Raw genomic sequence first — 19143 nt, 5'->3', positions numbered from 1 at the left:
AAAGGGGCGGCATTGCTGCCCCTTTTTTTGGGGTAACATGAGGAAAATATGTCGGTCTCTTTCAGAATTCTGTCCTCAATTGGCGTGGTTTATGTGCGATATCAGGGACATGCGAACATGTCAGACACGCTGACCGCCTTTGCTGAATATGCAAGCCACCCAGAGTTTCGCCCCGGACAGAAACAATTGGTCGATCTCACAGAGCTGACCGGCTGGGATGAAGACTATGTGCAACTCATGCAGGCACAGGCGCAAAAGGCCGAAGCCTTCACCGGCCAGAATGCGCAGACCCTCATCGTCTATCTCGCCCCAACGTTGGTTGGCCAGAAACTCGCGCGCATCGCGCTGCGCAGTTGGGAGCCTTTCCCCGCCGTTGTCCCGATGGTTCAAGAAAGTGAACAACCCGCTCTGTCTATATTGGGCATCCCGCATGACTCCATCAGCCAGCTTCTCAGCCGAACGGCCTGACACATCAGTTCAGACATTTTTGCAAAACCACTCTGCATAATCGCGGTGTGATCCGGGCGATTTTGCCGCTTTCTTCCTTTGCAATGACGCGGCAACGGTGTTAATTTAACACCTGTTCAATTCGCGGAAGGGAGGCCGCGAAGCGCGCGCCCTTTCATCGCGCCTTCAGCCTGCTTTGCCGTCACATTACGCCGCCCGATATTGCGCGCAGAGGAAGAGACATGGATTTTGCACTGACCGAAGAACAAACCCTGATCTTTGACATGGCCAAAGGTTTTGGCGAAGAGCACATCGCCCCTTTTGCCCAAGACTGGGAAGCCGCAGGCACCATCCCCAAAACCCTCTGGCCGCAGATCGCAGAGCTGGGTCTGGGCGGCATCTATGTGTCTGAGGCCTACGGCGGCTCCGGTCTCTCGCGCCTTGACGCCACGCTGGTGTTTGAAGCCCTCGCCATGTCCTGCCCCTCTGTCGGCTCCTTCCTGTCGATCCACAACATGTGTGGCGGCATGATCGACAAATTTGGCTCTGAGGAGACCAAACAGAAATGGCTGCCTGATCTCTGTGCCATGAACAAAGTCTTCTCCTATTGCCTCACCGAACCCGGTTCAGGTTCTGACGCCTCCGCCCTGAAAACCCGCGCGGAGCGCAGCAATGAGGGCTATGTGCTCAACGGCACCAAAGCCTTCATCTCTGGCGGCTCTTATTCTGATGCTTATGTCTGCATGGTGCGCACCGGCGAGGACGGCCCCAAAGGCATCTCTACGGTGGTCGTAGAAGACGGCACCGACGGTCTGTCTTTTGGCGCATTGGAAAAGAAAATGGGCTGGCTTGCCCAGCCGACATCTCAAGTTCAGTTTGACGATTGCAAAGTGCCCGCGGACAATCTGATTGGCGAAGAAGGCAAAGGCTTCAGCTACGCCATGAACGGCTTGGATGGCGGTCGCCTCAATATCTCGGCCTCCGCCCTTGGCGGCGCGCAGAAGGCACTCGATATGACCGTGCAATACATGTCAGAGCGCAAAGCCTTCGGCAAATCCATCAACCAGTTTCAGGCGCTGCAGTTCCGCCTCGCTGAATATGAAACCAAGTTGCAAGCCGCCCGCACCTTCCTGCGCCAGGCCGCATGGAAACTTGATAACGGCGATCACGACGCCACCAAATTCTGCGCCATGGCCAAGCTCATGGTCACCGACGTGTCCTTTGAAGTGGCCAACGGCTGTTTGCAACTGCACGGCGGCTACGGCTATCTCGCAGACTACGGCATCGAAAAAATCGTCCGCGACCTGCGCGTGCATCAGATTTTGGAAGGCACAAACGAAATCATGCGCCTGATCATCTCCCGCCAGATGATTGCGGCGTAAGGCAAAGACGGAGCGCAGACGTGTCTGACATCCACATCCGCATCGCGGGCCACACCGGCCGCATCACCTTCACCCGCACCAAGGCGCTCAACGCTCTGTCATATGACATGTGCATCGCCATCGAAAATGCGCTCGACGCATGGCGCGAAAATGACGCCATCAAGATGATCGTGATTGATGCAGTGGGCGACAAAGCCTTCTGCGCGGGCGGTGACATTGCCGAACTCTACAAAACCGGGATGAACGGGGACTACGCATATGGGCGTAAGTTCTGGGCCGATGAATACCGCATGAACGCCAAACTGTTTGAGTTCCCCAAACCCGTGGCCAGCTTCATGCAGGGGTTCACCATGGGCGGCGGCGTGGGCGTCGGCTGTCACGGCTCCCACCGGGTTGTGGGTGACAGCAGCCAGATCGCCATGCCCGAGGTTGGCATCGGCCTTGTGCCGGACGTGGGCGGCTCTCTGATCTTGGCTCAGGCGCCGGGGCGTCTTGGCGAATACCTCGGCCTCACCGCGGCCCGCCTGAGCGCGGCAGATGCGCTCCACGCCGGTTTTGCGGACTACTACATCCCCGAGGAAAAATGGCCCGCCCTCATTGTGCAGTTAGAGGAAACCGGCGATTGGTCCCTGATCGACACCGCCGCCCAAGACATCGCCCCCGGCGCTCTGGCGCAACAAAGCGCCCAGATCAACGCCCATTTTGGCGGCGAGCGCCTGAGCGACATTCTCACCTCTCTGCAAAACGATGACAGCGCCTTTTCCCAAGGCACGCTGAAGAAACTGTCGCGCAACTCCCCCATCGCCATGGGCGCCACGCTTGAGCTCATTCACCGTGTGCGCGGCACGCCAGAGATCCGCTTTGCACTCGATCAGGAATACCGCTTCACCTTCCGCGCCATGGAGCACGGCGATTTTCTGGAAGGCATTCGCGCGCAAATCATCGACAAAGATCGCAATCCCCAATGGAAACATACATTGGACGCCCTGCCGCCCATGGCTGTCACCAATATGGTGCTGCCACTCGGCACAGACAGGCTGACATTTGAAAAAGAGGAACCAACGCCATGAAAATCGGATTTATTGGACTGGGCAACATGGGCGGGCCAATGGCCGCCAATCTGGCCAAAGCCGGCCATCAGGTCACAGGCTTTGACATGGCGGATGTTGCGATTGAGGGCGTCACCATGGCCGACAGCGCAGCGGCAGTCGCCACGGGCGCGGATGTAGTCGTCACCATGCTGCCCAACGGCACCATACTGCGTAGCGTCGCAGCAGAGATCATTCCGGTGATGTCCCCGGGTGCCGCCTTTGTGGATTGCTCAACTGTCGATGTGGACAGCGCCCGCGCGGTGGCCGACCACGCCGCCACCGCTGGCCTGCTGCCTGTGGATGCGCCAGTGTCTGGCGGTGTCGGCGGCGCCGCTGGCGGCACGCTCACCTTCATGGCAGGCGGCGCTAAAGAGGCCTTTGCCAAAGCCAATCCGCTGTTTGACATCATGGGTCAAAAAGCCGTGCACTGTGGCGAGTCTGGCGCCGGTCAGGCCGCCAAGATCTGCAACAACATGATCCTTGGTGTGACCATGATTGCCACCTGCGAAGCCTTCGCGCTGGCCGACAAGCTCGGTCTTGATCGCCAATCCATGTTTGATGTTGTCTCCACCTCCTCCGGCTACAGCTGGACGATGAATGCCTACTGCCCGGCCCCCGGCGTCGGCCCACAGTCGCCCGCCGACAATGACTATCAGCCCGGCTTTGCCTCAGAGCTCATGCTCAAAGATCTGCGCCTGTCACAACAGGCCGCCGAAAGCGCCGATGCAGACACCCCCATGGGTCAGGCCGCCGCCGCACTGTATGAGCAATTTGTGGAAAACGAAGGCGGCCTTGGCACCGATTTCTCTGCCATGTTGCCCCGCTTTGAGAAACGGAGCCGTGGTTAACAGAACCCACCCGACCAGAAACAATAAAGTTAATTGCCGCGCCTCTTTGGCGCGGTTTTTCTTTGTCTCACAGCCACATCGCTACAGCTGAGAATGCGCATTCTGCACCTACTTTTGGTTAATATCACCTCACCTTTGCCCCTTTTAGGCCGCTTTTGAACGCCACCAGTTGTTGCCAGTTCGGAAACAAAGACAGCACCGGCGCAAGAGCAAACCATCGAAAGGGGCAAGCCATGGCGATCGCAACGGAACTGAACATCAACACATCGGCATCGCCCGATGCCATGGCCGCCGAAATCTTTGGCGATCCATCTCGCATCGTCTCTTCGCAGTACTTCGGTGACACGCTCAGCTCCGGCATCTATTCCGGCGCCGACAGCACCAGTCCCGGCGTCGCACCGGCTGACAGCGGAGTCATCCTCTCTACCGGCTATGCCAGCGACTTCACCAACAGCGACGGCAGCACAAACACAAACCAGCGTTCAGACACCTCCACCGACACCACGGGACAGGACAACAACGCTTTGTTCAACGCCGCCGCAGGCACCAGCACCTTTGATGCCGCCTACATGGTCATTGACTTCAATGGCTCCGCTGGCGAACTGCTCACCATCGACTTTGTGCTCTCCTCCGAAGAATACCCGGAATTTCTCAGCTACAATGACGCCATCGGTGTTTGGATAAACGGGGTTGAGGCGCAGATCTCTGTCGGCGACGGCTCTGCCACCGTGGGCAATATCAATGACGCCAATGAAAACATCTACGTCGACAACAGCGGCGATCAATTCAACACTGAAATGGACGGCTTCACCGTCACGCTGACCTTTGTGGCCCCGCTTCAGGATGGGCTCAACCAACTGATCATCGGCATCGCCGATGCCACTGACAGCCGCTATGATTCCAATCTCCTGATCGCTGGTGGCTCGGTGCAGACCGCCATCGTCGCACAGGACGACGAGGTTTCGATCAAATTTGGCGGCAGCAAAACCCTCAACGTGCTGGGCAATGACAACTCCACAGCTGGCCCCACCCTGACCATCACCCATATCAATGGCATTCCCGTCAGCGCAGATCCCAGCTCTGGCCTGCCCGACAGCGTGATACTGGACACAGGTCAGGAGGTGACCCTGAACCCGGATGGCACCCTCACAGTGGATGCCGACACCGATACAGAAACCGTCTACTTCAACTACACCATTCAGGATTCCGCCGGAAAAACCGACACCGCTTTGGTGGAAATTGAACAGCGCCCTCCCTGTTTCACACCTGGCACCCTGATACGTACCGCAGAGGGCGATGTTCTGGTCGAAAATCTGCGCGCCGGCATGCTGGTTGAAACACTAGATTCCGGCCTTCAACCCATTGCCTGGATTGGAAAGTCCGAAATGCCGCCTCGCCTGGAGTCCTTGCCGATCCGCATCAAGGCCGGTGTGCTGGACAATCACCGCGATCTGGTGGTGTCGCCGCAACATCGTGTGCTGATCTGTGGCGCGCGCGCCGAACTGCTGTTTGGCTGCGGCGAAGTCCTTATCAAGGCCAAAGACCTCGTCGACGGATGTGATGTCACCATCTGCGCAGGCACAACACCCGTCACCTATTTCCACATTCTCATGTCCCAGCATGAGCTGCTCCTCTCCGAAGGCCAATGGAGCGAGAGTTTTCAACCCGGCATGCAAACGCTGCGCAGCTTTGATCCGATCGCCAACCGCTCTCTGCGCGCAGTGATGAACCGCCGCGGCATCGCCCTGAGCGACATTTCCGCTCGTCTGAGCCTGCGCAGCTATGAGGCGCGCGCGTTGATGGCGGCCTAGCGCCGCCTGACGCACCTTGCCTGCCTTATTCCGCAGCCACTTTCTTCTTCGGAGCCAGCATGTCCTTTAGATACCGCCCCGTATGGCTGGCCGCGACCTTGGCGACCTTTTCAGGCGTGCCTTTGGCCACAATCTTACCACCGCCATCGCCGCCTTCCGGGCCAATATCAATGATGTGATCTGCGGTTTTCACCACATCCAGATTGTGCTCAATCACCACAACAGTATTGCCCTGATCCACCAACTCATGCAGCACTTCCAAGAGCTTACGCACATCTTCAAAATGCAGACCCGTGGTCGGTTCATCCAGAATATAGAGCGTGCGGCCAGTGGAGCGTTTCGCCAATTCCTTGGAGAGCTTCACCCGCTGCGCCTCACCACCTGACAGGGTCGTCGCCTGTTGACCCACTTTGATGTAGCCTAGCCCCACCCGCATCAGCGCATCCATCTTGTCACGGATGCTTGGCACCGCTTTGAAGAACTCCTGCGCCTCTTCCACGGTCATGTCCAGCACATCGGCAATGCTCTTGCCTTTGAACTTGATCTCCAGCGTCTCACGGTTGTAGCGCGCGCCTTTGCAGGTCTCACATTCCACATAGACGTCCGGCAGGAAGTGCATCTCGATCTTGATGACCCCGTCACCCTGACAGGCCTCACAGCGCCCGCCTTTCACGTTGAAGCTGAACCGCCCCGGCTTATAGCCGCGCGCCTTGGCCTCCGGCAGCCCGGCAAACCAGTCCCGGATCGGCGTGAACGCCCCGGTATAGGTCGCAGGATTTGACCGTGGCGTGCGCCCGATGGGCCGCTGATCAATGTCGATCACCTTGTCCAGATGCTCAAGCCCCTTAATGGTTTCACAAGGCGCAGGCGTCTGGCGTGCGCCATTCAGGCGCATGGAGGCGGTTTTAAACAGCGTCTCGATGGTCAGCGTGGATTTGCCGCCACCGGACACCCCGGTCACACAGACAAATTTGCCCAGCGGGAAGTCCGCCGTGACCTTCTTGAGGTTGTTGCCCGTGGCCTTCACCACGCTCACCATCTTGCCATTGCCTTCGCGCCGCTCGGTCGGCACCGCGATCTCGCGCGCGCCTGACAGATATTGCCCGGTCAGCGATTTGGGATCGGCGGCAATATCCTCAGGCGTGCCTTTGGAAACCACCTGCCCGCCATGCACCCCGGCGCCCGGGCCGATGTCGAACACATAGTCCGCCTCGCGCACCGCCTCTTCGTCATGCTCAACCACAATCACCGTATTGCCCTGATCACGCAGGTTTTTCAGCGTTGTGAGCAGCCGGTCATTGTCGCGCTGGTGCAAACCGATCGACGGCTCATCCAGCACGTAAAGCACCCCGGTCAGGCCAGAGCCGATCTGGCTGGCCAGTCGGATCCGCTGGCTCTCTCCACCCGACAGGGTGCCACTGTTGCGCGACAACGTAAGGTATTCCAATCCCACGTTGTTCAGGAAGCCAAGCCGCTCCTGAATTTCTTTCACAATCGCCCGCGCGATCTCTTGCCGCTGCGGCGTCAGGTTTTCCGGCACACTCTCAATCCAGGCCAGCGCCTCGCGGATCGACAGTTGCACCACATGGCCCACATGTTTCTCTGCAATTCGAACCGCCAGCGCCTCTTCGCGCAGACGGTGGCCTCGACAGGACCCACAGGGGCGGTTGTTCTGATAGTTCTCAAACTCTTCGCGGATCCAGTTGCTGTCGGTTTCCCGATAGCGGCGTTCCATATTGGGGATCACGCCTTCAAACACCCGCGTCACCTGATAAACGCGCCCGCCTTCGTCATAGCGGAATTCGATCTCTTCATTGCCAGAGCCATAGAGAAAGACCTGCTGAACCTTCTTGTCCAGATCCTTCCACGGGGTGTTCTTGTCAAAGCCGTAGTGTTTGGCGAGGCTTTCAATGGTCTGCAGGAAGTACGGCGATTTGCCCTTCCGCCACGGCGCCAATGCGCCATCATAAACTTTCAGCGTGGCATCGGGCACCACCAGCCGCTCATCAAAGAACAGCTCTTTGCCCAACCCGTCACAATCGGGGCAGGCCCCAAACGGCGCGTTGAAGGAAAACAGCCGTGGTTCAATCTCAGGGATGGTGAACCCGCTGACCGGACAGGCAAATTTCTCACTGAAGGTGATCCGCTCCGGGTCACCTTCCTTCGGTGCAGTCTCAAGAACCGCAATACCATCCGCCAAATCCAGCGCCGTGCGCAAGCTGTCCGCCAGCCGGGTCTCCATGCCCTCACGCACCACCAGGCGGTCCACGACAACGTCAATGTCATGGCGGAATTTCTTATCCAGAGTCGGCGGCGTGTCGAGCTCGTAGAACGCGCCATCCACCTTCACTCGCTGAAAGCCCTGCTTGCGCAGCTCAAGGAATTCCTTGCGGTATTCGCCTTTGCGGTCGCGCACAATCGGCGCCAACAGATAGCCGCGCGTGCCATCCTCAAGCCCCATGATGCGATCCACCATATCCTGCACCTGCTGCGCCTCAATCGGCAGGCCGGTGGCCGGCGAATAGGGCGTGCCCACACGGGCAAACAGCAGACGCAGATAATCGTAAATCTCCGTCACCGTGCCGACAGTGGAACGCGGGTTCTTGGAGGTCGTCTTCTGCTCAATCGAAATCGCCGGGGACAGCCCGCTGATGTGATCCACATCCGGCTTTTCCATCATATCAAGGAACTGCCGCGCATAGGCGCTCAGGCTCTCGACATAGCGCCGCTGCCCTTCCGCATAAATCGTGTCAAACGCCAGCGAGGATTTGCCAGAGCCAGAAAGCCCGGTGATCACCACCAGCTGATCGCGCGGAATATCCACATCAATGGATTTCAGATTGTGCTCGCGCGCCCCGCGCACCTCGATATTTTTCAGCTCGGCCATCAATACCCCCAACGGCTGCGGCAGCAGGCAGAAGCCAAACGGACTCACTGCCCCTCAATTATTGCGAACATACAGAGAACAAATTCATTCGCCAAGCCCGTTCGCAAGGCTCACACATAATCAGGGAGAGTTACGTTTTGAACCCCTCATCGGATGACCATTCGCCGCAAAGAACGCGCGCCCATTGCAAAACGCCCCCGCCCATGCGGAGGCCATCAAAATCATGCGTAATAACGGCTCAAATGTGGATCACACGATCATAGGCATCGAGCACACTCTCGTGCATCATCTCGCTCAGTGTCGGATGCGGGAACACCGTCTCCATCAGTTCGGCCTCCGTGGTCTCCAGCTGCCGCCCGACCACATAGCCCTGGATCAGCTCGGTCACTTCCGCGCCCACCATATGTGCCCCCAAAAGCTCGCCAGTCTTGGCGTCAAACACCGTCTTCACCATGCCCTCAGGCTCACCCAAGGCAATCGCCTTGCCGTTGCCGATGAAAGGGAAACGCCCGACCTTGACATCATAGCCCAGCTCTTTCGCCTTGGCCTCGGTATAGCCGACGCTCGCCACCTGCGGATGGCAATAGGTACAGCCCGCAATGCTTTCCGGCTTCACCGGGTGCGGTTTGCCGCCCGCAATCAGCTCCGCCACCATCACGCCCTCATGGCTCGCCTTATGCGCCAGCCAGGGCGCCCCCGCGATATCGCCAATCGCGTAAAGCCCCTCCACGCCGGTGGCGCAATACTGATCGGTCACCACATGGGTCCGGTCGATCTTTACCCCCAGCGCTTCCAGCCCGAGGTTTTCCACATTGCCGACAATCCCCACAGCAGAGATCACCGTGTCGAACTCCTGCGTCGTGACCTTGCCACCAGTCTCAATATGCGTGGTCACCTTGTCCTTGGCACGATCCAGTTTCTTGACCATGGATTTTTCAAGGATTGTCATGCCCTGTTTGACAAACTGCTTTTTGGCAAAGGCGCTGATCTCCGCATCTTCAACCGGCAGTACGCGATCCATGACCTCCACAACCGTGGTCTCCGCCCCCAGCGTGTTGTAGAAACTGGCAAACTCGATGCCGATGGCACCCGAGCCAATCACCAGCAATTTCTTGGGCATATGCGGCGGCACCAGCGCATTCTTGTAGGTCCAGACCCGCTTGCCATCGCCCTCAAGCCCCGGCAATTCCCGCGCCCGCGCACCGGTGGCCAGCACGATGTTCTTGGCACTCAGCGCTTCGACACCCTTGTCGGTTTTCACAGAGACCTTGCCTTTGGCGGGCAGCGTCGCCTCCCCCATAAAGACCTCAACCTTGTTCTTCTTCATCAGAAAGGCCACGCCGGAACTCAGCTGTTTCGCCACCCCGCGCGAGCGTTTCACCACAGCGTCGATGTCATAGCCGATGCCTTCTGCCTTGAGGCCAAAATCCGCCGCCCGCTCCATCAGATGGAACACCTCGGCAGAACGCAGCATCGCCTTGGTTGGAATACAGCCCCAGTTGAGGCAAATCCCGCCCATATGCTCGCGTTCCACAATGGCCACCTTCAGGCCAAGCTGCGCACCGCGAATGGCCGCAACATAGCCCCCCGGCCCCGCACCGATGACAATCATATCAAAGCTTTTCTCTGCCATGGGTGCTGCTCCTCGCCTGCCACGTCTTACTTCAGCAGGAGCCTAGTCGGATTCTCCACCCGCTTCAACAAAGCCAACCGCCCGCAAAACGCGCATTTTCTCACTGGAGATCGCGCCCACTTCGGCGCACACTGCGGGAAATTTTAAGCCTCCTGTGGAGTACCCCATGAAAGTCATCAAAGATCTGCTGATCGCCCTGATCAACGCGACCCTCATATTGGTTGCGCTCTGCCTGTTTCTGCTCTGGCAGTTGTCTGGCACCGCCGAACGGGTGGTCGCTGAATTCGCGGAAAATCTGCAGATCGTCAAACCGATGGAAGAGAGGGTCCAGTCCCTGCAGTCCGAAGTTGTTGGCCTGCGCGAAGATCTGGAAAATCTGTCACTGGAAAGCGCGGCGCTCAACTTGCCAGCCACACAGGCGCTTGCCACCCGCGCCGACGCGCTGCAGGCAGAGCTGGAAGCCATCAACAGCAATCTGCAAACCCTCGCAGAAACGCCAGACCGCCTGATGTCAGAAGGTGTAGAGCGGCTGTCAGCCCGTGCCAGCGAAGGGCTGGGCAAACTGGCCGCCTGTCACTTGCCCGACAGTGTCATCACGCCCGGCGACGCTGCGACTGTCGAAACCGCGCCCGTCAACTGATCAAACGTATTGCGGGCCCGCAATGACGCGAGCCCGCCTTTGGACAAGTGAATTCTGATGCGCTTACTGTGCGGCCTGCAACAGCCGCATGGTGTGGCCATATCCGCCTTTTTCAACATAGGCAGCTTCCACCTCGGTTGACGCCCGCGCAAGCGCTGCATTGCGATAGGGAAAGCGACCAAACTGGCGGATCACTTCTCGATGTGCCTGCGCATGCAACAGATTGCTGTCCGCATCCTCCATACGATCAACAAACATGCGCACACATTGTTCCTGATCGCAGAGGTTTTCTGAATGCATCAGCGGCAGGAAAAAGAACTGCCGCGCCGGGCCATCAATTTTCTGATCCCACTTCTTGTGCAATGCAGACTTGGCCGCACAAAGCGCCTGACGGTCTGTTGCAAAGGCTTTGCCACTGCCCCGAAACATGTTGCGAGAAAACTGGTCTGTCACAATCAGATAAGCCAGCGTGCCGCTCGGATAGGTCAGCCACTGCCCCAATCCGCCATCGCGTGCTTTCTCCCATGTGTCCATGAACTTGTTTCGAATGGTTTCATCCAGGTCATCAGAGGCCTGATACCAGCCTGATGGTCCAATCTCATCAAGCCAAAATGACAAAACATCTTCGGGACGCACCATGGCCCCTCTCCTTTGCGTTTTCTGCCCCCGCGTGGGAGCCCTTTTACAAAAACGTTACACAGAAGATTGCCGGAGTTAAAAGTCACAAATTGCAACGATGCGACACAGCGCGCGATTGGGTCAAACGCTGTGTCGCAATGCGCAGTGTCCTATCCGGCTGCAGCCTCCTGCTCTTCTTCCATGGCGGTCTCAATTGCCACCTCTTGGGCGACCTCAACCGCAACGGGCGAGGACGTCGGCATAACAGCGGTGAAGCTGCCAGTGTCCTCAGCCGCCGCAGCAGGACGACGGGTCGTGCGATACGCCGCATAGACCGCCAGCACCGCCAGCAGAAAGACGAGATAGATGAAGAAGCCGCTCGGCCCCACCAAATCCATCGCACTACCGGTGATCATCGGTCCTGCAATTGCGCCAACACCATTCACGAAAACAAGCCCGCCGGACGCCGCCGCCATGTCCTCATAATCCAGGAAGTCATTGGCATGGGCGATCAGCATGGAATACAGCGGGTTGGTGAACCCCCCGATCAGTATCGCCGCAATCAACAGCATCGGATAATTGTCCCCTGCCATAAATCCAACCGCACTGCCCACAGCCCCGATCACCGCAACGATCATGATCAACCGACGTCGATCCATCCGGTCGCTCATCCAGCCCAACGGATACTGAAAGATTGTCGCGCCCACATAAAAGGCAGCAATAAACACACTGAGCTCTGTCAGGCTCAACCCTGCGCGGGTGGCAAAGACCGCCGACATACCAAACTGCGCAGAGAACACGCCCCCCAGCAGGAACATGCCAACAACCCCCAAGGGAGAGTTCTGAAACAGCTCTTTCAGGCTCATGGGTTTCGTTGTGTCAAAGGCTGGGGTCGGTGAAATCGACAGCAGAATGGGCGCAAACGAAATCGAAACCAGAACGGATGGGATCACAAACAGCAGAAACCCTGTTGCATCCGGCACCGTCATCAGCCCCTGCGCGGTCACAATGCCAATCATCTGCACGATCATGTAAAGCGACAGCGCCTTGCCACGGGTGTCATTGTTGGCCGCATTGTTCAGCCAGCTTTCCGCCGTGACATACACGCCAGAGAAACAGAACCCCATGATGACCCGGCCCAGAATCCAGGCAATCGGATGCTCCAGCGTCGGGAACAGGATCAAGACCGCTGAAATCATCGAGGCCAACGCCGCAAAGACCCGCACATGCCCCACGCGGCGGATCATCTCCGGTGTGGTGCGACTGCCGCCCAGAAAGCCAACAAAATAGGCCGACATCACCATCGACATTTCCAATGTCGAGAAGCCAGCGCTTTCGCCGCGAATACCCAGCAACGTGCCGTGCATCCCGTTGCCCACCATCAGCAGCAACATCCCCAAAAGCAGCGGCCAGGCGCCTTTAAAAAACTCAACCATTTTGAGACCTTCTCACGTTTGCGCTCATTTGCAAAATCCGTGGCACCCTCATCGCTTTCAATCGCGACAAGCATGTGTCGTTTTGCGCGCTCATAGATTTATTTTGCTTTTGAAACGCTCCCTGCCTTCGCACAACAGCGTTTAAAGATGCTGCCGCACAAGCCAAGTTCAGCCAAGCGTTTTCTCGATTTCATGTCGCGCAGCGGCCGGGCGTGCCCAAAGGATCCGCCCCCCGCGCCGCTTAGGGCATCAACAGCGAGGCATCCCCATAAGAGAAGAAGCGATAGCCCTCTTTCACCGCGTGATCATAGACATTGCGTATCCGTTCCTGTCCCAACAGCGCGCTGACCAGCATCATCAGCGTGGATTTTGGCAAATGGAAGTTGGTCATCAGCGCATCCGCCACATGAAATTCAAACCCCGGATAGATGAAAATATCCGTATTGCCTTCCCAGGCCGCGATGGCGCCCTCGCGTGCAGCGCTCTCGATAAGGCGCAGTGCGGTTGTGCCCACCGGAATCACCCGGCCACCTGCGGCTTTCGTGGCTGCAATCTCAGCCGCGGCCGCCTCGGTGACCCGTCCCCATTCCGCATGCATCTTGTGCTCTTTGACGTTGTCCACCTTCACCGGCAAAAACGTGCCCGCCCCCACATGCAATGTCACATGGGTAAATTCCACACCGCGCGCCTTCAGCGCGTCCAGCAAGGGCGCATCAAAATGCAATGATGCCGTCGGCGCCGCCACCGCCCCGGAATGCTTGGCCCAGACCGTCTGATAGTCGGTCTTGTCTTTTTCATCCGCCGCACGTTTCGCCGCGATGTAGGGTGGCAGCGGCATATTGCCCGCCGCATCCAGCGCCGCATCAAAATCTGCGCCCTGCAGATCAAACTGCACCACGCCCTGCCCGTCTTCTTTGGACAACAACGTGCCTTTCAGCCCGGCGGCAAAAATAATGTCTTCGCCTTCACGGATTTTCTTAAGCGGCTTGATCAGGGCAGCCCAAGCGCCTCCGGCACGCGGCTCAAGCAGCGTCACCTCCATGCGCGCCTGCGTCTCGCCCTCTGGCCCGCTGCGCACGCGATAACCTGACAGCCGCGCCGGAATCACTTTGGTGTCATTCAGCACCAGCCGATCTCCGGGCTGCAGCCACTCAAGCAAATCGGTCACCACTCCGTCGATAATCTCATCGCCTTTGGCCACCAGCAATCGCGCCGAACTGCGCGGCTCAGCAGGTCGCGTGGCAATCAGAGCCTCTGGAAGGTCGAAGTCAAAATCAGAAAGCTGCATCAGAATGGCGCCGTGTGCTGTGTCAGTTGGAAAGGGCCGCGCCTCAGTTGCTCAGATCCGGGGGCGGACGGCGGAAAATCTCTCTAAAGAAGCCCGGCGTCAAGGCCGATAGCGGATTGACGGAAATTGATGTGTCCGCTGCGGGCCCTCGCATGCGATAGTTGAAGCCAATCAACCCCTCCCCGCGCCGCGCAAAGGGCCGCCCCACCACATTCACCGCGTAAATCGGCGAGATTGTGCCCTGTATGTCAAACCACTTCTTGGCAAAGCTATAAGTGCCATTGGCTGACAATCCGATCGACGGTCCCACGGCACTGCTTTCGCCAACAATCAGCTGGCCTGGCGTGATGCGAAACTTCGCAAACACGTCAGAGAAAAACAGCCCAGGTCCATTCAACTGATCAATCAGCCCCACGACACTGATCGCATTGAGCAGCGCCGCCATTGCGGGCACCTGCTGCACCCGCACCGATTTCATGCTCAGCGTGCCGTCATATTCGCCTTTGGCCGCCCGCGGGATCAAATCCAAGGTCATCGCGCCATTTTTGGCAGCAGCGATCACCCCCATAGAGGCCGCGATTTGTCCGCCTTGGGGCGACTTTACTTGCACCTGTGTGCCATTGGCATGCGGCGCAAGCAAACCGGTGACCGCCGGGCCACCGTTGAAATTGCCTCGAAACCGACCGGAGATCCCCCCTTGAGTCGAAAGCTCTGCGGAAATCGGCGCCAAGCGAATGCCATCTGTAACCACCAGTTCGTCAAGCCGCGCCGTGATCGGCCCACTGGCCGCCGCGCCAGACCCGCCTGAACTGCCACCACGCGCCGTGTCCGGCATCTGGCGCATGTCCATCCGGCCACCGGTCAACTCTAGCGCAGGCAGCGCATCGCCGCGCCCGCGCAACAGCCCCCTGCCGGTCAGCCACTGCCCAACCGCCAAGCGGTTCAACCGCGCAACCTCCAGTCCACCCTCTTTCGCCAGAGTTACATCTCCCTCAAGCGAAAGCCCCGGTGCCTCAAACAGCACGCGCTCAATGATCGGAGGCTCTCCAACCGTAATGTCCACCTCCAGATTGCCCGCTGTCCGCGCCGCCTTGCGCCAGCCAATCGGGGGCACCGACAGCCGCGCGCCCACAAGATCAGAACGCAGCTTCAGCTTAGGCGGCACGTCGCGCACGATCTCCATATCATAGCTGAGCATGCCCTCCTCCGACAGCGTCCCCTTCGGCAGCCCCACCTCAAACACCTCAAGCGCCTGCGCGTTCAGCACCGCCGTGCCCGTTAACCAGCTGCGCCCCTCGTTTTCCTTACCGCCAAACATGTGCCAATGCGCATCGACAGGAATGCCAGCCAGCGTGCCAGTCCCTTCGATGTCCACCCGCTCAGGCGTCGCACGAAGCGAAAAATTGCCCTTCATTTCCTTGTCCGGAATGAAATGCGTGCTGGTGACATCCAACAAGTCGCCGGTGATGTCATACATCACTTCCTCAATCGGCAGATTGTCTTTCAACAACATGTCAATTGTTCCGCGCACCACCGCACGACCGGGTGCGAAATCCACCGGCAACTTCGCTTTGGTGAACAACTTCATGGGCTCACGATCTAGCAAGGACAACGCCGCCGTGATTGGCCCTTCTGCCACCACATCAACATGTCCCGGCGACGGCTTGAGCCGGATGTCCTCTACGATAAAGCTCGACCCGGCGACGTTGATACGCCCCCCCACGTCCGCTTCCACAAATCCTTCTTCGACCGCGATGTGAACCTTGTTGTCTTTCACAATGCCAAAACCAACGCCGCCCTGAATTGGGGGCATGGTTTTCACCGCACGCACCACCGCGTCTTCAAACTGAAAGCCCACATAAAGATCCGGCAGCGCCGCACCACGCGACCGCACCGCCAGATCCACATTTGTCACCAACGCCTGTCGCAAGTTCTCCGACACCCATTTTCGCGGCTTCTGTTCAAAACTCTTCGGCCAGACCGACAGCACATTGCGCGCTTGCACCGCATCCAATTGCCCATTCAGCGCATAATCCCAATGCGCCCCATCGACGCCCAGATGCCCATCCAAGACCACTTGATTGCCGCCTTGACGCACCACCAGCTGCCCCAGATCGAGAGAGAACGGATCCAGCTGCAAACGGAAATCAGCAAAGCTGCGCTCCAGTGCAATCGGATCGTCTTCCAAATTACGAGGGTTTGCGCGGAACTCATTCAACGTCAGCTGCACCAGAAACTCATCCGGCAAGCCCCCATCCGGGCCGCGCAGAAACGCCTCCCCAAAAGCAGACACCCGGATCATGTCACTTGTCACCGACAGCTCATCAAACCGGATTGCCCCCCGCGCCGGATCATAGGTCAGATAGCTGCGCATCCCATCAAAAGGCACCGGACGCACCTCGCCCTCGGGCTGCAAAACACCCTCGTCAATCTGCAGCGTGGCATGCACATCGCTCAGATTCCCCGCATCATCCAGACTGGCACGCAGGGCGCCAGATATCGGCGCACGCAGAATTTCCAGCCAGCGCATCGCCGTGATCTGAGAGGCCAGATCCTCGCTTGGAATATCCTGAAAGCTCAACCCAAAATCAGTGGCCAACGTGCCAAATCGCGTGGTCAGCGATGTTTCCACAAAACTTGCGTAACTGCGCCCCCCCAGCACCGTCAGCTGGGATGACAATTGCACGGTGTCGCCGTCTCGCCGCAACGCCACCTCTCCGCCGTCCACCGTCCAGGCACGGCGCGCCCGCAGATCTTCAAGGCGCAAGGTCACATCCTCAATCACAAAGGATGTCAAATGCGCCAACGTGGGCCGCTCCAGATAGCCCTCCAACTGTTCGCCAAACGTGAACATATCCGTGTCAGTCTGCAACGCCCCTGCGCTCATTGCCTGACCCAGAGCAATCCGCAAACGCCCATCCGCCTGCCGCAGCCCTGTCAGCGTCACCCCGGACACCAGCACCTCGCGAAACGACACTCTGCGTTCCAGCAAAGGCGCCATCGCCAGACGCACATTGATGCGCTCGACCGCGACGGCGCCGCCCCCGGTTGCCGGCAGCACCTGAACCCCGCGCATCAAAATGCTGGGATCCCAGTCACTTTCAAAGACCAGCGAAACCTCACCGACACGCACATCGATTGCGGTCATTTGTTTGCTCAGTTCGGCTTCGATCCGATTGCGCAGCCAATCCGGGGCCACGATGGGGCGCCCGCTTAAAGCAACCACCGCCAGCGCCAACAACACCGCAGGCACTGCCACACTCAGCAAAGCCAAGATCCCAAACCGACGCACCCGACGCGGCGGCACAGCCTCCGCAGGCGACGCCTCCTTCGTCTCTGCCCGCGCGGCATCCTCTGCGGCGTGGTCAAGGACTTTGGCGTCGTCCTGCGCCTGCGCAGGCACATCCCCGCGTGGGGCGGTATCCGGACTGGTATTCGTCAGGGTTGATGCCTCTGTGTGTTCTGTTATTCGAGGACCTGTATCATCAGACTATAACGCTTCGCTCACATCGACCCAAGCCCGGCAGGCCTTGCCCTGCCATCCAAAATTTGCCGACGCACAAAAGTCGGCCCTCAACAAGGAGTGTGACCATGATTGACGTCAATGAAATGGCCCCCGATTTTACCTTGCCGTCCACAGGCGACATAGAGGTGACTCTCTCTGCCTTGCGCCCTGCGCCGGTTGTGCTGTTTTTCTACCCCCGTGACAACACCTCAGGCTGCACCAAAGAGGCGATCGCATTTTCAGAGCTTCTGCCAGAATTTGAAGCCGCAGGCGCAAAGGTGTTTGGCATCTCAAAAGACAGCCTGTCCAGCCACGATAAATTCATTTCTAAACAAAATCTTAACGTGCCTTTGTTAAGTGATGAAAATGGCTCTGTCTGCGAAGACTATGGCGTCTGGGCAGAGAAAAAAATGTATGGCAAAACCTTCATGGGCATCGTGCGCAGCACGGTTCTGATCGATGCCACAGGCAAGATTTCGCGCAGCTGGCCCAAGGTCAAAGTGCCCGGTCACGCCGAAGAGGTGCTGGACGCGGTGAAAGCCCTCTGATGACCAAAACTCTTGCTGAAATGGCGGTGGAGGTCCTCTCCACCGCGGATGGGCGCGCCAAGACAGCGCTTTCCAAACAACATGCCGCCACATGGTTTGCTGCGCGGGAGGCCGGAACGCCTCCCCCCATCGGCACAGCCACGCCGCCAATGCAACCGGCCCGCCCCGCCGCACCTGAGCTGCGCGATCCCCGCGATGTACCCCGTCGCCGCCCCGGCAGCCCGCAAGGCCGCATCGCCATGCTGCACGCCGTTGCCCATATCGAACTCAATGCCGTCGATTTGCACTGGGACATCATCGCACGCTTCACCGACACCAATCTGCCGCTTGGATTTTATGACGACTGGGTGAAATCCGCTGCGGAAGAATCCAATCATTTCAATATGGTGTGCGACAGCCTTGAATCCAAAGACAGCTTTTACGGCGCCCTGCCAGCGCATGCTGGCATGTGGCGCGCTGCCGAAGACACAGCAGAGGATCTGCTCGGTCGGCTCGCTGTTGTGCCAATGGTGCTTGAGGCGCGCGGACTGGATGTCACCCCCGGGATGATCAAGATCTTTGAGAACGCCAAAGACGACAAAACACTGGAAGCCCTGCGCATCATCTACGCCGAAGAAGTCGGCCACGTGGCTTATGGATCCAAGTGGTTTAACTTCCTCTGCGGCCGCCATGAGCTCGATCCCAAAGCAGAATTTCACCGTCTCGTACAAAAATACTTCCACGGGGCACTCAAGCCGCCATTTAACGAGGACAAACGCGCAGATGCGGGGCTGCCCCCTGATTTTTATTGGCCTCTCGCCGACGAAGAGCCCCCGGCATACGCCCGCTAAGCGCGTGAAATCAGCGATCGCGAGATAAGCGCGCCCTACGGCGGCCACCGACTGAGAAGTCATGGTTAAAGGCGTGGCGTGCCGCCGCGCCTTTAACCCGTTCGGCGACAATTCGCCGATGTTTTGGGGCGTACGCGCGAAACCCTGCAGTAGAAGGTCAAAATCCTTGCCGTGTCCAA

The 19143-nt window shown here is 58.5% G+C and carries 14 protein-coding genes; 8 read left to right on the top strand and 6 right to left on the bottom strand.

Going from position 1 to position 19143, the window contains the following annotated elements; all coding sequences use genetic code 11:
* Positions 1 to 117: 117 nt before the first annotated feature.
* The 5 genes from PJL69_RS02720 (at position 118) to PJL69_RS02700 (ending at position 5579) form a co-directional block, all read left to right on the top strand.
* Positions 118 to 468: a hypothetical protein gene (locus PJL69_RS02720; RefSeq protein WP_271308282.1), complete on the top strand. Its 351-nt coding sequence runs from the start codon at positions 118 to 120 to the stop codon at positions 466 to 468.
* A 221-nt stretch (positions 469 to 689) separates the two neighbouring features.
* Complete coding sequence (locus tag PJL69_RS02715; protein WP_271308281.1) at positions 690 to 1829, top strand: acyl-CoA dehydrogenase family protein; 1140 nt, start codon at positions 690 to 692, stop codon at positions 1827 to 1829.
* Between the two features lie 20 nt (positions 1830 to 1849).
* Positions 1850 to 2899: an enoyl-CoA hydratase/isomerase family protein gene (locus PJL69_RS02710; RefSeq protein WP_271308280.1), complete on the top strand. Its 1050-nt coding sequence runs from the start codon at positions 1850 to 1852 to the stop codon at positions 2897 to 2899.
* Complete coding sequence (gene mmsB, locus PJL69_RS02705) at positions 2896 to 3768, top strand: 3-hydroxyisobutyrate dehydrogenase (RefSeq protein ID WP_271308279.1); 873 nt, start codon at positions 2896 to 2898, stop codon at positions 3766 to 3768. Before PJL69_RS02710 ends, mmsB begins: the two co-directional genes overlap by 4 nt.
* A gap of 233 nt (positions 3769 to 4001) precedes the next feature.
* Complete coding sequence (locus PJL69_RS02700) at positions 4002 to 5579, top strand: Hint domain-containing protein (protein WP_271308278.1); 1578 nt, start codon at positions 4002 to 4004, stop codon at positions 5577 to 5579.
* 25 nt (positions 5580 to 5604) lie between these two features.
* On the opposite strand, the gene uvrA is transcribed toward PJL69_RS02700, so the two are convergent.
* Both uvrA and lpdA read right to left on the bottom strand, forming a co-directional pair.
* Positions 5605 to 8466 carry an excinuclease ABC subunit UvrA gene (uvrA, locus tag PJL69_RS02695; protein ID WP_271308277.1) on the bottom strand — a complete coding sequence of 954 codons (2862 nt, stop codon included), beginning with the start codon at positions 8464 to 8466 and terminating at the stop codon, positions 5605 to 5607.
* A gap of 238 nt (positions 8467 to 8704) precedes the next feature.
* Positions 8705 to 10099, bottom strand: a complete 1395-nt coding sequence (lpdA, locus tag PJL69_RS02690) for a dihydrolipoyl dehydrogenase (RefSeq protein WP_271308276.1) — start codon at positions 10097 to 10099, stop codon at positions 8705 to 8707.
* 166 nt (positions 10100 to 10265) lie between these two features.
* On the opposite strand from lpdA, the gene PJL69_RS02685 reads away from it, so the two are divergent.
* Positions 10266 to 10739: a hypothetical protein gene (locus tag PJL69_RS02685; protein WP_271308275.1), complete on the top strand. Its 474-nt coding sequence runs from the start codon at positions 10266 to 10268 to the stop codon at positions 10737 to 10739.
* Between the two features lie 63 nt (positions 10740 to 10802).
* Here PJL69_RS02685 and PJL69_RS02680 read toward each other — a convergent pair whose 3' ends face one another.
* From PJL69_RS02680 to PJL69_RS02665, 4 genes are all read right to left on the bottom strand, one after another.
* Positions 10803 to 11378: a DUF924 family protein gene (locus PJL69_RS02680; protein ID WP_271308274.1), complete on the bottom strand. Its 576-nt coding sequence runs from the start codon at positions 11376 to 11378 to the stop codon at positions 10803 to 10805.
* Positions 11379 to 11527: 149 nt separating this feature from the next.
* Positions 11528 to 12793 carry an MFS transporter gene (locus PJL69_RS02675; protein ID WP_271308273.1) on the bottom strand — a complete coding sequence of 422 codons (1266 nt, stop codon included), beginning with the start codon at positions 12791 to 12793 and terminating at the stop codon, positions 11528 to 11530.
* A 241-nt stretch (positions 12794 to 13034) separates the two neighbouring features.
* A complete protein-coding gene (gene queA, locus PJL69_RS02670; protein WP_271308272.1) occupies positions 13035 to 14081 on the bottom strand; it encodes a tRNA preQ1(34) S-adenosylmethionine ribosyltransferase-isomerase QueA in 1047 nt (348 codons plus the stop codon).
* A 43-nt stretch (positions 14082 to 14124) separates the two neighbouring features.
* A complete protein-coding gene (locus tag PJL69_RS02665) occupies positions 14125 to 17484 on the bottom strand; it encodes an AsmA-like C-terminal region-containing protein (RefSeq protein WP_271308271.1) in 3360 nt (1119 codons plus the stop codon).
* Between the two features lie 188 nt (positions 17485 to 17672).
* Here PJL69_RS02665 and PJL69_RS02660 point away from each other — a divergent pair, with 188 nt between their 5' ends.
* The gene (locus PJL69_RS02660; protein ID WP_271308270.1) at positions 17673 to 18134 is read left to right on the top strand and encodes a peroxiredoxin; all 462 of its coding nucleotides are present in this window, start codon (positions 17673 to 17675) and stop codon (positions 18132 to 18134) included.
* Positions 18134 to 18964 carry a ferritin-like domain-containing protein gene (locus tag PJL69_RS02655; protein WP_271308269.1) on the top strand — a complete coding sequence of 277 codons (831 nt, stop codon included), beginning with the start codon at positions 18134 to 18136 and terminating at the stop codon, positions 18962 to 18964. Before PJL69_RS02660 ends, PJL69_RS02655 begins: the two co-directional genes overlap by 1 nt.
* Positions 18965 to 19143: the final 179 nt, after the last annotated feature.

Source organism: Shimia sp. MMG029 (genome assembly GCF_027947445.1).
GTDB lineage: Bacteria > Pseudomonadota > Alphaproteobacteria > Rhodobacterales > Rhodobacteraceae > Shimia.
This window is presented reverse-complemented; position numbering and strand designations above follow the sequence as displayed.